At 75.5% G+C, this 13,794-nt stretch carries 9 protein-coding genes; 2 read left to right on the top strand and 7 right to left on the bottom strand.

Features of this window, described 5'->3' with window-relative positions; translation table 11 throughout:
• Window positions 1–14 precede the first annotated feature (14 nt).
• On the bottom strand, window positions 15–851 hold the full coding sequence (locus IE263_RS30055) for an enoyl-CoA hydratase/isomerase family protein (RefSeq protein WP_189940982.1): 837 nt from the start codon (window positions 849–851) through the stop codon (window positions 15–17).
• A 115-nt stretch (window positions 852–966) separates the two neighbouring features.
• Here IE263_RS30055 and IE263_RS30050 point away from each other — a divergent pair, with 115 nt between their 5' ends.
• Window positions 967–2,187: an acyl-CoA dehydrogenase family protein gene (locus IE263_RS30050; protein WP_189940981.1), complete on the top strand. Its 1,221-nt coding sequence runs from the start codon at window positions 967–969 to the stop codon at window positions 2,185–2,187.
• Between the two features lie 740 nt (window positions 2,188–2,927).
• Here IE263_RS30050 and IE263_RS30045 read toward each other — a convergent pair.
• The 3 genes from IE263_RS30045 to IE263_RS30035 are packed head-to-tail and all read right to left on the bottom strand — an operon-like array spanning window position 2,928 to window position 6,901.
• Window positions 2,928–4,172: a vWA domain-containing protein gene (locus tag IE263_RS30045; RefSeq protein ID WP_189940980.1), complete on the bottom strand. Its 1,245-nt coding sequence runs from the start codon at window positions 4,170–4,172 to the stop codon at window positions 2,928–2,930.
• A complete protein-coding gene (locus IE263_RS30040) occupies window positions 4,169–5,431 on the bottom strand; it encodes an AAA family ATPase (protein WP_189940979.1) in 1,263 nt (420 codons plus the stop codon). Before IE263_RS30040 ends, IE263_RS30045 begins: the two co-directional genes overlap by 4 nt.
• Window positions 5,432–5,491: 60 nt before the next feature.
• Window positions 5,492–6,901 (bottom strand): hypothetical protein, encoded by a 1,410-nt coding sequence (locus IE263_RS30035; protein WP_189940978.1) that lies wholly within the window; start codon window positions 6,899–6,901, stop codon window positions 5,492–5,494.
• Between the two features lie 200 nt (window positions 6,902–7,101).
• On the opposite strand from IE263_RS30035, the gene IE263_RS30030 reads away from it, so the two are divergent.
• A complete protein-coding gene (locus tag IE263_RS30030) occupies window positions 7,102–7,692 on the top strand; it encodes a PadR family transcriptional regulator (RefSeq protein ID WP_189940977.1) in 591 nt (196 codons plus the stop codon).
• A 126-nt stretch (window positions 7,693–7,818) separates the two neighbouring features.
• Here IE263_RS30030 and IE263_RS30025 read toward each other — a convergent pair whose 3' ends face one another.
• The 3 genes from IE263_RS30025 to IE263_RS30015 form a co-directional block, all read right to left on the bottom strand.
• Complete coding sequence (locus tag IE263_RS30025) at window positions 7,819–8,376, bottom strand: DinB family protein (protein ID WP_189940976.1); 558 nt, start codon at window positions 8,374–8,376, stop codon at window positions 7,819–7,821.
• A gap of 114 nt (window positions 8,377–8,490) precedes the next feature.
• Window positions 8,491–10,251: a hypothetical protein gene (locus IE263_RS30020; RefSeq protein ID WP_189940975.1), complete on the bottom strand. Its 1,761-nt coding sequence runs from the start codon at window positions 10,249–10,251 to the stop codon at window positions 8,491–8,493.
• The gene (locus tag IE263_RS30015; RefSeq protein ID WP_189941143.1) at window positions 10,248–13,763 is read right to left on the bottom strand and encodes a vWA domain-containing protein; all 3,516 of its coding nucleotides are present in this window, start codon (window positions 13,761–13,763) and stop codon (window positions 10,248–10,250) included. Before IE263_RS30015 ends, IE263_RS30020 begins: the two co-directional genes overlap by 4 nt.
• Between the last annotated feature and the right edge of the window lie 31 nt (window positions 13,764–13,794).

Raw genomic sequence — 13,794 nt, 5'->3', positions numbered from 1 at the left:
TAGTGAAGAGGGATTCAAGAAACACTTTCCGGTGCCCTGGCGCCGGAGCGCCCGCCGCCCGGCTCCGCACGCCCCCGGGCGGTCAGGAACGACCGCATGCGGTCCTGTGCCTCGGGTCCGTCCGCCAAGGAGGCGATGAGCTGTGCCTCTTCGGCGAGATGACGGCGCAGATCGTCCCCGGAGTCACCGCGGTCACCGCCGCGCAGCAGGCGCTTCGCGGCCCGCAGCGCGTCCCCGGCGCCGGCCGCCAGCTCGGCGGCGGTCCGGTGCGCCGCCTCGTCGAGGTCCTCGTCGTCCACGCATCGGGTGATCAGACCGCACCGTTCGGCGTCCTCGCCGGTCAGGACCCGGTTGGTCAGGATCAGGTCCGCCGCGAGCCGTGGCCCCACCAGTCGCGGCAGCAGCCACGAGGCCCCGCAGTCCGGGGTGAGCCCGACCGCCGTGTACGCCAGTCGGAAGCGCGCCGACCGGGCCGCGAGAACCAGATCGCCGACCAGGGCGAGACCGATGCCGCCGCCCGCCGCCGCACCGCGCACGGCGGTCACCACCGGCACCGGCAGGCCGTACAGCGCCAGCACCGCGGCGTGTGCGGCACCGGCCACGGCGTGCACGTACGACCCCGTCTCCGCACCCCGACCGGCGAAGGCGCGCAGGTCACCGCCCACGCAGAAGGCGCCACCCGTCGCCCGCAGCAGCACCGCGCCGCCCGGATCGGCGGCCACCCGGGCGGTCGTGTCCCGCAGGGCCTCGGCCGCGGCGAGGTCCAGGGCGTTGCCCCGTCCGGGGTCGTCCAGCCTCACCTCGACCACTCCGTCGGGATGACGGACGACCTGGACCGGTGGCGTGCTCATAGGGGGCCTCTTCCGCCGTCGCCGAATCTCACCCGGGGCAAGATACTGAAGACGCTGTACAGTTTCTAGGACGCGACGGGCGCCGATGCCCGTCCGCCCGTCGGCGGGAGGTCCTGTGCCCATCCAGTTCGATGTCGATCCGTCCGTCGCCCGACTCGCCGCGGCCACCACCGAGTTCGTACGCGAGGTGGTGATCCCGGCGGAGCGCGAGTGCGGCGGGTCCCTGCACGACGCCCCCGAGGCCCTGCGGGAGACCCTGCAGAAAGGTGCCCGTGAGGCGGGAGTGTTCGCCCCGCACGTGCCGACGCGGTGGGGCGGGCACGGACTCGATCTGCGCGGGCAGGCGGTGGTGTTCGAGGCCGCGGGCCACTCGCTGCTCGGGCCGCTCGCGCTGAACTGCGCGGCCCCGGACGAGGGCAACATGCACCTGCTGGCGAAGGTGGCCACCGAGGAGCAGAAGGAGCGCTACCTGCGTCCGCTCGCCGCCGGCGAGACGCGGTCCTGCTTCGCCATGACCGAACCGGCCCCGGGAGCCGGCGCCGATCCCCGCTCCCTGCGGACCACCGCGACCCGGGTCCCCGGCGGGTGGCGCATCGACGGGCACAAGTGGTTCATCACCGGGGCCGACGGAGCCGGCTTCGCCATCGTCATGGCCCGCACCTCCGGCGGCCCCGGCGACCCGGGCGGCGCCACCATGTTCCTCGTCGACGCCGGCACTCCCGGCATGCGCATCGTCCGCAACATCGAGACCCTGGACGAATCGCTCTTCGCCGGGCACAGCGAGATCCTCTTCGAGGAGTGCGTGGTGGGGGAGGACCAGGTGCTCGGCGCGGTGGACCACGGCTTCGACGGCGCCCAGGTCCGGCTCGGTCCCGCCCGGATGACGCACTGCATGCGCTGGCTGGGAGCCGCCCGCCGCGCCCAGGACGTCGCCCTGGAGAGGGCGGGCAGCCGGACGGCGTTCGGCTCCGTCCTGGGGGACCTCGGCATGGTGCAGCAGATGCTGGCCGACTCCGAGATCGACATCGAGGCGAGCCGCGCCCTGATCCTGCGTACGGCTTGGGAGTTGGACACCGGCTCCGCCGCCGCCTCGCAGCTCACCTCGGTGTCCAAGACCTTCGTGGCGGAGGCGGTGAACCGGGTGGTCGACCGGGCGGTGCAGATCTGCGGAGCACTCGGTGTCTCGGCCGCCGACGCCCCACTGGCCCGTCTGCTGAGGGAAGTCAGGCCCTTCCGCATCTACGACGGCCCCTCGGAGACCCACCGCTTCGCCATCGCGCGCCGCGCCCTGCGGCCCCACCGGCAGGCGCACACGGTCACCGCCGCCGGCTCGTGACGGCGGCGGCAAGCGAGAACGGGCGTGGAACATGGAGCAGGTGGCGCGTGCGGGCCGGCCGCACCGCGGCGCACGTGGCCGGACCACTGGGCGGGCGGCGGGGAGGGCCGCGCCGGGCAGGCCGGGCTTCTTGCTGAGCGAGCACCGGGCTCCGCGCCGGGTGGGCGCCGGGTTCCTTGCCGGGCGGGCACCGGGCTTCTCGCCGGGCGGGCCGGGCCGTTGGGCGGGCGGCGGGGAGCGTCGTGCCGGGCAGGCTGGGCGCCTTGCCGGGCGGGCACCGGGCTTCGCGCCGGGCGGGCCGGGCCGTTGGGCGGGCGGCGGGGAGGGTCGTGCCGGGCAGGCTGGGCTCCTCGCTGAGCGAGCACCGGGCTTCGCGCCGGGCGGGCGCCGGGTTCCTTGCCGGGCGGCGCCGGGCTCCGCGCCGGGCAGGCTGGGCTCCTCGTCGAGCGGGCACCGGGCTTTTCGTCGAGCGGGCCGGGCCGCTGGGCAGGGCGGCGGCGAGGGCCGCGCCGGGCGGGCTGGGCTTCTCGCCGGGCGGGCCGGGCACGTTGCCGCTTGCAGCCGGGCGCTTGCCCACGCGCGCACAACATCACGCGGGGGCAGCCCTGTTCGCCCCGCTCACCTGGGCTCATGAGGCGCCGTCACACTCCTGCGGCCTGATCCGCCGGGCAGGCGCCGGACCTGGAACCCGTCGGCGGGGGAAACCCACCGAGCAGCGGGAGCCGACCCCGGCGCCCGCCTCAGCTGCCGATGTCCACCACGCGGGCCCAGGCGGGCGGCCGGTCCGGTACGTAGTCGGGATCGTCCTCGCGCCACGCCCCGCCCGTACTCCGCCCAGGGAACAGACCCACGACCGTCCGGCACGCCGGCCGGGTGTCCGGCCAGGGCGTGTGTCCGTCGGTGAGGACCACGACGACGTCCGGACGGGGTCGCGTGCGCAGCGCCCTGGCGAAGCCCGTACGCAGATCCGTGCCCCCACCGCCCATCAGCGGGATCCCCTCACCCCGGCACAGCGGGTGCACGATCCGGGCCGCCGCGTCGCACGGCAGCACGGTCACCAGGTCGCGCCGGCCGCCCACGGCACGGGAGATCGCGGCGACCTCGAGGAGCGCGCTGCCCAGTTCGGCGTCACTGACCGAGCCGGACGTGTCGATGACCACGCAGACCCGGGGCGGTCTGCGCCGAAGACTCGGCAGCACGGCACCGGGCACTCCGGCCGAGCGCCGGGCCGGCCGGCCGTAGCTGTAGTCCTCGCCCGCGCCGGGGCCGGAGGCGGCCGAGCGGACGGCCGCCCCCAGCAACTCCCGCCACGGCTGCGGCGGATGGAACGCCTCCTCCGCCCACCGCCGCCAGCCTTTCGGGCTGCTCCCCGGCCGGGCGTTGATGCCCTGCGCCACCCGGAACCGGACCGCGTCGCGTTCCTGCTCGCTCAGACCGTGCGCGCCGTCCGGTCCGAGGTCCCACTCCCGTTCCCCTCCGTCGGCGCCGCTGCCGCAGTCCAGCCAGGAGAGGTCCTGCGTGTGCTGCCCGAGCCGGAACTGGCGCAGATAGTCCTCCATGAGGCCCCCTGCGTCCAGCCCCAGGGACGCCGGCTGGACGGCACCTTCGGGCCGTACCAGCCCCTCACCGAACACGTCGTCGTTGATCTCGAGGTCCGCGGCGATGTTCATCCGCAGACGTTCCCCCGGGCCGGTCAGCCCGCGCTCCCGCGCGACCCGGTCACTGCGTCCGTGATGGTCGCGCAGCAGGTGCGACACTTCGTGCACCCACACGCCGGCCAGTTCCTCGACCGGTGTCCGGTCCACGAACGCCGGCGAGACGTAGCACCGCCAGTGCCGGTCGACGGCCATCGTCGGAACGGCCCTCGACTCCACGGGGTGCAGGGCGAACAGCGCCGTCGCCAGGTAGGGCCGGACCCGGGCCGCGTGGAGGCGGGCGGCGAGGAGTTTGCCGAGGTCCAGCGTCCCCGGTGCGTCCACGGTCATCGGCCGGCCTTCGTGACGACCGCGGACCGGGCCGCCGCGTGGTCCGCCCGCCGGGACAGCGACACCACTCCGGCGAGCCGCTCGATCGCCGCCGGCACGTCCCAGTCCTCCTGGCGCAGCGACGCGAGGGTGTTCGCGGGAACGACCACCAGGTCCGGGGCTCCCGTCTCCACCGCCCGGACCAGCAGCGCCCACGCCGCGTCCCAGCGGGACCGGTCCGGGCGCTTGCGGACCGCCTCCACCACGCCGTCGAGCACCGCCTGGCGCAGATCACCCCGCTCGGGCAGGTCGGCACCCGCCGGATCGGCGAGCAGCACCTCGGGGTCCGGCAGGTCCATCCGGTCCAGACCGGCCAGCAGCTCCAGCCCGGGACCGTCGCCCACGGTGCCCCGGACCAGCAACGACAGCACTTCGCGGGAGGAGCCGGCCGCGGTCGCGAAGGCGATCAGGCACAGTGTCATCTCCCAGCTTCGCGGCGACGGCCAGGGCCCGCCCCGGCGGGCCTCGCTGTTGGGCAGCCGGTGCACGAGCCCGGGCCGGGCGGCGAGCAGCCCGCACACCGCGCGCCGGGCGAAGTCCACGGCCTCCGCCAGCTTCTCGGGGTCGAGCCGCGGCAGGGTGGCCCGGGGCCAGGTTCCCCCGAGGCCGCGTACGACGACCTCGTGGTCGTGGGTCCACTGAAGATGGACGAACCGGTTGGCCAGCGGCGGGCTCAGCTCCCAGCCGTCGGCCGCCGAGGACCGCGGATTGGCGGCGGCCACGATCCGTACTCCGGGCGGCAGTTGCAGGGAGCCGATCCGCCGTTCCAGGACGAGCCGGAGCAGAGCGGCCTGCACGGCCGGCGGCGCGGTGGACAGCTCGTCCAGGAACAACAGCCCCCGTCCGGCCCGTACGAGTCGCACGGCCCAGTCCGGCGGGGCCATCGGGACACCCTGCTGTGCGGGATCGTCCCCGACGATGGGCAGTCCCGAGAAGTCGGACGGCTCGTGCACGCTGGCGATGACCGTGGTCAGCGGAAGGTCCAGGGCCGCGGCGAGCTGGGTCAGGGCCGCGGTTTTGCCGATGCCCGGCTCACCCCACAGCAGCACGGGCAGGTCGGCGGCCACGGCCAGCGTCAGGGCCTCCAGCTGGGGGTCGGGACGCGGTTCGGTGGTGGCGTCGCGCAGCAGGCTCAACAGCTCGCCGGCGACATGGAGTTGGGAGGCGTGAGCCGGGTGGGCGGGGGCGTCGGTGGCACGGGACGGAGCGTACGTGGGCATGGGTGATCACCTGAGGTCCGTGAGAAGGCGAAGGGGGGAGCGGGGGACGGAGTCCCCGGGTCAGTGGAGGGTCGCGTGGCGCGGGCGTGAGCGGTCGTCACGGGTGCGGCGCCGGCTTTTCATGTCCATGAAGGTGCGGTCGGGGCCGGGACCGGACAGGCCTGCCCGGTACAGGCCGTAGGTGATCCGCCGCCGTGCGGCCGCTTCCAGTTCGTCGCGCAGGGCGCCGTCGCGCAGCAGTGCGTCGGGGCCCAGGAGGCCCTCGACGACGGCCAGCGCGCCGGCGACGTCGCCATGGTCCAGTCGTTCGCGGACGCCGCTGAGGCAGTCCGGATGACGGTGGGCCTCGTCGATCGCCTGCAGGCACGGAAGCGGAGTGCCGGTCAGTGCGGCCAGCAGTTCCTCCCGCCGGATCTCGGCCGGGTCGTGGTCCAGCGGGGCCAGTACCCCGTCGACCAGGCCGATCCGGTGCTGAGCCCCCCGGCACTCCACGAGGCGCGGTCGTCCCGCCCCGTGCGGAGTCCGAGGGGGACCGGCGGACGGCGCGTACCCGGGTACGAGTGCCGAGGCGACCAGGGGATGCAGCCGGTCGGCCTCGATCGCACCGGCGCGGAGCAGTTCCAGGTCGGGAAGCGTCCAGGTCGCCGCGTCGGGCAACACCGGCAGCCCGGAGGCGCCGCCCTGCGTCGAGGCCGCCGCGATCCGCAGGGCGGGTGGTCCGGTCCCGTCCGCGTCCGGGACCAGATCCAGTACCAGCCGATGCCGGCCCGCGAACCGCACGACGACGGAACGGGTGGGCCACCGTCCTGCGTCGAGCAGAATCCCCGCCTCGGCCGCCCACCGGTCGACGGCACAGCTGAGTCCCTGCGGAACCATCGCGAGAAGGTCCGGATCCGACACGGGCCGGCCGGCCGGCTGATCGGCCCCGGACCGGATCCGCAACTCGCCGGACCTGCGCGCGTCCCACAGATGGCGGTGCAGGTCGAGGCGGAACCGCCGGTTGGGACGGGGATGCGGGTGCCCCCGGGCGACGGCCCCGTCGACGGAGCCGTCCCACAACGCGAGGCTGATCCGCTGACCGGCGTCCGCCCACGCCGGCGGAGTCCGGAGCACCAGGTGGAGGGGACGGCCGTCGCCCCGCCCCGCGGCCTCGTACCGGGCCAGCGTGATCGTCAGCCCGGGGCGCAGCAGCCCGTCAGGAGCGATCCTCGGCAGATGCCAGCGCAACAGGTCAGGCGCCAGATGACGGAGATCGGCCCGGATTCGGGAGGCCGACTCGCGGCCATGGGTCTGCGCGACGGCACGCAGATGGAGATCGACATCGATACCTGCGGCGGCACATGCCCCGGCCCAGTCTCCGGTGAGGCGGCGGGCGGTCGCAGTCTCGATCATGGAGGGCGGTACGGCGAACTCGCGTACGCGCGACCAGAAGGAAAGGCGGGAATCCCCGTTCGCGGTGTGAGTGGGCATCAGCACTCACCTTGCGCGGAGAGGACCCCCAATCTGCCAACAGAGTGAGTAGTCATCGCGGGGATCGTAGCGATCTTCACACTGGTCTGCCAGCGGTTTTCAGCTGGAACGGATCGGCCTCCTGGTCGTCGCGGGGGCCCGACCCGACCGTCACGCCATTGAGTAGTCAACAAAGTGTCGATAAGTGTTAGATTCGCCCAATGGCTCTGCGCAACGCGGTGATGGCCGCTCTCCTGGAGGGCGAGGCGTCCGGGTACGACCTCGCGAAGGGCTTTGAGGCCTCCGTCGCCAACTTCTGGATGGCCACCCCGCAGCAGATCTACCGGGAACTGGACCGCATGGAGAGCGAGGGCCTCGTCTCCGCCCGGGTCGTGCAGCAGGAGCGCCGGCCCAACAAGCGGCTCTTCTCGCTCACCGAGGCCGGGCTGGACGTCCTGCGTGACCATGTCACCGACGCCCCCGCGAAACCGCTCGCCATCAGGGACGAACTGATGGTCAAGCTCCAGTGCGTCGACATCGCCGACGCCCGCGGCATCGAGGAAGTGCGGGCAGCCGTCGAAGAACGCATGGCACGGTCCGCCGCCAAGCTGGCCCGCTACCAGCGCCTCCAGGAACGGCTGCTGGCCGGGCGCACCGAGGACACGTACCTGGCCACGGCCGAACGCGTCGGCCCCTACCTCACCCTGCTGGGCGGCATGGCCCTCGAGCGGGCGAACCTCCAGTGGGGCGACGCCGTCCTGCGGCGGCTCGCCCAACGCGCCGCGGCGCTCGCCGGCTTCGCGGACGGCTGACCCGCACCGCAACCGTTCGGATGTAGGACCGCGAGGGCGACGAGCCGACCGACCCGGGTCTGCTCGTCGCCCTGGACGTCTGGCAGGGGCGCGTCTGCGTCCTCCGCCTCGTGCGACGAGACGCCGTCACCCCATGCTCTTCGCCCCGTCCAGGGACTCGCGGATGATGTCGGCGTGACCGGCGTGCTGGGCGGTCTCGGCGACGATGTGCAGCAAGACCCGGCGGGCCGACCACCACGCGCCGGGCTCGAACCAGGGGGCCGCCGGCAGCGGGTGGGCCGCGTCCAGGTCGGGCAGCGTGGCGACCAGTTCGTCGGTACGGCCGGCCACCTCCGCGTACTCCTTCAGCACGCCGGCCAGCGTCTCGCCCGGCAGCATACGGAACTCGTCGGCCCGCTCGGCCCAGTCGGCCTCGGTCATCTTGGTGAAGTCACCCATCGCCGACGGGCCCTCCAGGATGAAGTCCACCCAGTTCCGTTCGACCGACGTGACGTGTTTGATCAGGCCGCCGAGACACAACGCGCTGGCGGTGGTCCGCTGCCCGACCTGCTCATCGGTGAGGTCGCGGGTGGTGAAGCGCAGGAAGTACCGCTGCTTGGCCAGCGCCTCCAGCAGGTCGGCGCGCTCACCGGTGGCGGCCGGGGCGACGGTGGTGGATTCCTGGGGGGACGTCGTCTCGCTCATGGTGTTCTCCGAGTTCCGTGAGTGGTGTTCCGCCGGTTTCCCGCGGTCGAGCACCACGTTAGGAGCGCAAGAGGTCAGATCCTGACCTAAAGAGGCGAGGGCGGGTAAGAGGCTTCACGTCAGCGCGGGTATCGCCTCGCTGCTCGCTCCCCACGCCCCCGCGCACAGCCCCCGCTCCACCGCGTCGGTGTAGACGGCGGCGGCCAGCCAGGCCCGCGCGAAACGGTCCATGTCCGCCGGGAGCAGACGGCCGAAGGCGTCGCGGGAGCGGTCCGCGGCGGCCGCGTGCAGCTCGTCGAGGAGGTCGCCCGCCGTGCCGAGGCCGAGTCGGCGCAGGCGGGCGCCGTCGCCCGACCCGCCGCCGGGAAAGGCGAGTACGCGGCGGCCACCGGACACCGCCTGGTGGACGCGGCGGCGCAGCAGATGCAGTGGGGCCTCGTCCACGGCGGGAGCGACCGCACCCGGAAGCGGGCCCGTCGACGCGGGCAGGTCCGCGCGCTGGAGGCGGTCCAGGCCCAGGTCCACCCGGGCCGTGGGGTCCGTGGGGTGCTCGGCGGCCAGGAGCAGGGCGCGGGGGAGCGGGCCGGGCACGAGGCGGGCGATGACCCGCAGCCGGCTGCCCCGGGCGGCGGACAGCAGGCGGAGGTTGTCGCGGAAGGGGAGGGCGGGATCGTCGTGGGCCGTGACCAGCCGGAGGGGGACGCCGGCGCAGTCGGCCAGCAGACAGTCGCCGGTCGTCTCCCGGACCGCCCCCGTGAGGGTCACGTCGAGGAACAGCAGGTCGTGGCCGCCGTCGAGGGCCCGGGTCACCTGCTCGGCGACGGGTACCGCCCACAGCCGGTCCAGCGGCTCGCCGCGCCAGGACGCACCGGACGCGCGGACCGCCCGCACCCCCGCCCCGGCGCCGAGCCGCCCCGTCGGGGAGACGGTCGCACCGGACACCGCGAGGCCCGCGCGGGACAGTTCACGGTGCGTCAGGGCGGTGTCGCCGATCCGTACGGCCCGGTCGGCGGCGCCCGTCGCGCGGGAGGGGCCGCCCGGCGCCACGTCGGAGACGGTGTGGAGGCGGCCGTCGGCGTCGGCGGTCCAGGTCACCGCGCCCGCGTACCCGGTCGCCGTGAGGACGGGCTCGGAGAAGAGCCCGTACAGGCGCAGGGAGCCGTCCGGGCGGTACGGCTGCCGTGCCGTGCCCCGCAGGCCGACCAGGTCCGGGCCGGTGGCCCGGGGCAGACGGTGGGCGACGCCCAGGACGTCCCGCACGGCACCCGCCAGGTCGGCGAGGCGGTACGCGGGGTCGGCGGAGCGGGCCGCGCGGACCCCGGTGACCACGGAGACCGCGGCGGCGGAGGCCCGGGGCAGGCCCGCGAGGCGTGCGGTGTGCGCGGCGCGCAGCAGCTCCGCCTGCAGCACGGCGCCGGCTCCGTCCGTGCCCGCTTCGAGCACGGCGGACGCCGCGTCGAACACGGCCCGGGCGGCGGCGCGTTGATCGGGGGACGCGGTCTCGACCTCCGCTTCCTCCCGCACCTCCGCCGGCACGGCTGTGTCCGCGACCGGGGTGTCCTCGGCCACCGGCGCGGCCGAGGCCGCGGCCGCGCGGTGCAGACAGTCGGGGGCCAGCAGACACCCGCAGCGGATCGCGTCGGCGCTGGTCACCGTCCCGCCGGGCGCGTGCAGTTCGAGGTCGGTGTCGTCGTCGACGGCGATCCGTACGATGTCGCCCTCGCGGACGACCGGACGGGCGGCGAGCTTGGTGATGCCCGCGTCCAGCCGCTTGCGGAGCCGGGGCGACAGCGCCCCGACGAGTGCGGCGGTGACGGACGGGGCGACCGGAGGCAGGCCCGGGTCCCTGTGATCCGGAGGCAGGTCCGGGCTCATGCGATCTTCTCCCCTACCCAGCGGGCGAGTTCGAGCGGACTGAGGGCGGCGACGGGCATGCCCGCGGCGACGAGCTGACCCGCGACGCCCGTGGAGTAGCGGGGCCGGCCCGTGTCGTCGAGGCTCGCGCAGCCCAGGACGTGGCAGCCCGCGCCGACGAGCGCGCGGACCTCGGCGAGCAGCCCGCCGAGCGGATAGCCCTCCTCGAAGTCGCTGACGACCACGACGAGGGTGCGCGAGGGGACCGTGACCAGCTCGCGCGCGTGCCGCAGCCCCGCCGCGATGTGGGTGCCGCCGCCGACACTGACCTCCAGCAGCAGCGACAGCGGGTCCTCGACATGCCCGGTGAGGTCGATGACCTCCGTGGAGAACGCCAGGAAGTGTGTCGACAGCGTCGGCACGCCGGCCAGCACGGAGGCGGTCAGCGCGGCCCACACCGTGGACGCCTCCATGGACCCCGACACGTCCGTCACCAGGATCAGCCGCCAGTCGGCGGCCCGCCGCGCACGCGTACGGAAGACCGGGCGCTCGGGGATGACCTGGACCGTGCCGTCCGGGCCGCGGCGCGCGGTCGCCAGGTTGGCCCGCAGGGTGCGCGGCAGGTCGAGGCCACCCCCGGGGCGCCGGCTGGGGCGCGGCAGGGCCGTGCCGTGCAGGGCGGGCCGCAACCGGGTGGCCAACTGCCGGGTCAGCGCGTCCACCAGCCGCCGGACGAGCGGGCGCAGTGCGGCCAGCCGGGCCTCGGGGAGCCCGCCGGCGTGCTGCAGGACCGTGCGCAGCAGGTCGACGGAGGGCCGCACGCTGTCCGCGTCCAACTCGCTGAGGACGTCCTTGCGGCCCGAGGCGGCGGCCGCCGCCAGCACCTCCTCCCGGATGCCCGGCCCGAACAGCGCGGCCAGTTCCTCCGACCACTCCCGCACCCCGGGATACGGCGCCTCCCGGCCACCGCCGGCGCCGCCGGCTCCACCACCCGTCAGATCCCCTCGGCTGCCCTCCCCGCGTCCGCTGCCGTACAGCTCGTCCAACGCGGTCGCCAACGGGGCCGCCGACGAGGGGAGTTGGTCCGTACGGCGGCCCAGGACGAGGCGCCAGCGGTCGGCGGGGGCCAGGAGGTGCTCAGCGGCCCGAGGGGCGGCGACCGCCGCGGTGACGTCCGGCTCGGCGCCACCCGGCGCGGGCAGCAGCCCCAGCGACCGCAGCGTCTCCCGGGCCGCGAGGTCCGCCCGGGTCCAGGCGGCGAGGGCGGCCGGGTCGACGCCGTCGGTGTCGGCGACGCGCGCGGTGTCGAGACGCTCCTCTACGGCCGCGAGAAGGCGGTCGCGGGCGGCGGGGCTCAGTGTGTCGAAGCCGCCCCGCAGCGCCGGGAGCCGGTCGAGGAAGTCCCCGTCCGGCAGCTCCGAGACCCGGTTGAGCAGGGGCTCCAGCGCGGGCGCCGCCGCTTCCAGCAGCGGGCCCGCGGCCGTCAGCAGCCCGCTGAGCCGGTCGGTGAGCGCGGCACGGGAGCCGGGGTCCGTGGCCCCGTCGACCCAGGAGGCCACCCGGTCGCCGAAGACCCGCGCGTCCTCCTGCCCGAGCAGGACGCGCACGGCCCCGGCGGCACCCCGCATCAACGGGGAACCGTCGGCGGCCAGCCGGGCCAGGGCGTCGGCGAGCCGGATACCACCCAACAGATCGGCACGGTGGGCGAGTTCGAGCAGGGCGTGGGCGTCGGCCGGGTCCTCGGATCCGGTCAGGCCGTCCACCTGCCGTACCGCCGCCGAGGTGAGCAGCTCGGCCACGGCGGCCGCCCGGGCCGTACGGTCCTCGTCGGCGCCGAGCCCGGGGATGTGACCGGCGCGCAGCCGGTCCAACAGGGCCAGACCGGTGAGGAGTTCCGGGAGCGTACCTGACAGCGGCAGCACCTCGGCGACCTCGTCGAGCCGCTCGTCCGCGAGCGTGGGCAGTCCGCACTCCGCCGCCTGGGCGAGCCCCTCCAGGCACTGGGCGGCCGTCGGCCCGCCCTCGTCGCGCTGTGTGCGCCGCCGTTCGCGCAGCACGCCCTCGGCGGCCTGGGCGGCGGTGACCCCACGGACGCCGGCCGCGGTCAGCATCGCCGCCGTGGCGGGCGTCCAGCGCACCTCCCAGCGGGAGGTGAGGGACTCGGCGCCGCCCGCGCCGACGACCTCCTTCGCCTCGGCGTACGGCACCCCGCACACCGTCAGCCGGCGCAGCAGCAGCTCGCGGCGCCGGTCGAGGTCGGACCGCAGCGGGTCCAGCCGCAGGTCACGGACGGTGCCGGGGCCGTTCGCCGCGGGGCCGGGCAGGCCCAGTTCCGCCACCTCGGCCTCCACGGCCGGGGCGAGACCGCTGCGCGGCGCGTCCGGGGCGGGGCGCCCGGTGCGCGTGCCCACGAGCACCCGCTCCATCGCCCGCGCCACGGCCCGCCCCCGCCCGTACGGCTCGCCCTGCGTGAGCACCGTCTGCACGGCTTCGACCAGCTCACCCCGGCCCGCCGCGGGCAGCCCGCGCAGCCGCGCGAGGTCCGAGGCGAGCCGGCTGATCTCGCGCGCGTCGGCGGGCCCCGAGGGGTGACCGAGGCCTCGCAGTTCGGCGCAGATCCGTACGGCCGCCCGCGTCAACGCCTCCTCCAGCGCCGCCGGATCGCCGGCCGCGCGCAGCACCATCTCCTGCCACTCCGGGTCCCGGATGCCGGCCGGGTAGCCGGACCGCTCGTCCAGGAGGGCGTAGGTGTAGGGGATCAGCGAGGTCGTCCACGCGGGACGGCTCGCTTCGGTGGCGGCTTCGGCCTCCTCCTTCGTGTGCCGCCCCACCAACGCCGGGGCGTGGAAGGCGCCCACCACCACGGCGGCTCGTTCTCCCTGTGCGGTGGCCTCCGCGAGTCGCGCCCGCATCCACTGCTCGCGCCGCAGATCCAGTTCGGGCACCCCACCGGACGCGGCCGCGTCCTTCCGCAGCGCCCATCCGGTGAGCAGGGCCGCCCGGCGCAGTGCCTCGGGCGGGGAGCCCGGGGCGGTGGCCTCGACGAGCCGGTCCCACAGGTCGTCCCCGGGGCGGCCCGTCAGCCCGGCCCGCAGAGCGGCGGCGAGGCCGGGGCCGCCCCCACCCTCCGCCGAGACGCGCCGTCCCTCTCCCCACGCCCGGTCCGCGAGCGGCAGGTCGCAGGCGATCACCGGCACGCCCCGCCGGTCGGCCCAGCGCACGGCGGCCAGTTCGGGCGAGAAGTCGGCGAACGGATAGAACGCGGGCCCCGCGCCGCCGCTCCCGTCCCCGGGCGCGGCGGCGAGCGCCACCGGGGCCCGCGTCTCCTCGTGCCCGAGCCAGGGCAGCCACTCCTGCATCTCGGCCGGCAACTCGACGAGCAGCACGTCCGGCTTCGCCTCGTCCAGCAGCACGGGCACGGCGGCGGCCAGCGAGGGCGCGTGGTGCCGTACGCCGATGAGACAGGGCGCGGCTGGGTCGGTGAGGGCCGCGAGGGCCTCGTCGGGGGAGGCGAAGGTGCCGGGCCCGTCCAGGGCGTCGGGCGTACCCGGGCCGGCGCTGGGG

The sequence above is a fragment of the Streptomyces aurantiogriseus genome (assembly GCF_014649375.1).
GTDB classification, from domain to species: Bacteria; Actinomycetota; Actinomycetes; order Streptomycetales; family Streptomycetaceae; genus Streptomyces; species Streptomyces aurantiogriseus.
The sequence above is the reverse complement of the archived record's forward strand: the minus strand, read 5'-3'. Positions and strand labels throughout refer to the sequence as shown.

Coding starts and splice junctions, on each gene's coding strand:
- IE263_RS30055 (WP_189940982.1), bottom strand. CDS start 851: ATGAGCACGCCACCGGTCCAGGTCGTCCGTCATCCCGACGGAGTGGTC.
- IE263_RS30045 (WP_189940980.1), bottom strand. CDS start 4,172: ATGACCGTGGACGCACCGGGGACGCTGGACCTCGGCAAACTCCTCGCC.
- IE263_RS30040 (WP_189940979.1), bottom strand. CDS start 5,431: ATGCCCACGTACGCTCCGTCCCGTGCCACCGACGCCCCCGCCCACCCG.
- IE263_RS30035 (WP_189940978.1), bottom strand. CDS start 6,901: ATGCCCACTCACACCGCGAACGGGGATTCCCGCCTTTCCTTCTGGTCG.
- IE263_RS30030 (WP_189940977.1), top strand. CDS start 7,102: ATGGCTCTGCGCAACGCGGTGATGGCCGCTCTCCTGGAGGGCGAGGCG.
- IE263_RS30025 (WP_189940976.1), bottom strand. CDS start 8,376: ATGAGCGAGACGACGTCCCCCCAGGAATCCACCACCGTCGCCCCGGCC.
- IE263_RS30020 (WP_189940975.1), bottom strand. CDS start 10,251: ATGAGCCCGGACCTGCCTCCGGATCACAGGGACCCGGGCCTGCCTCCG.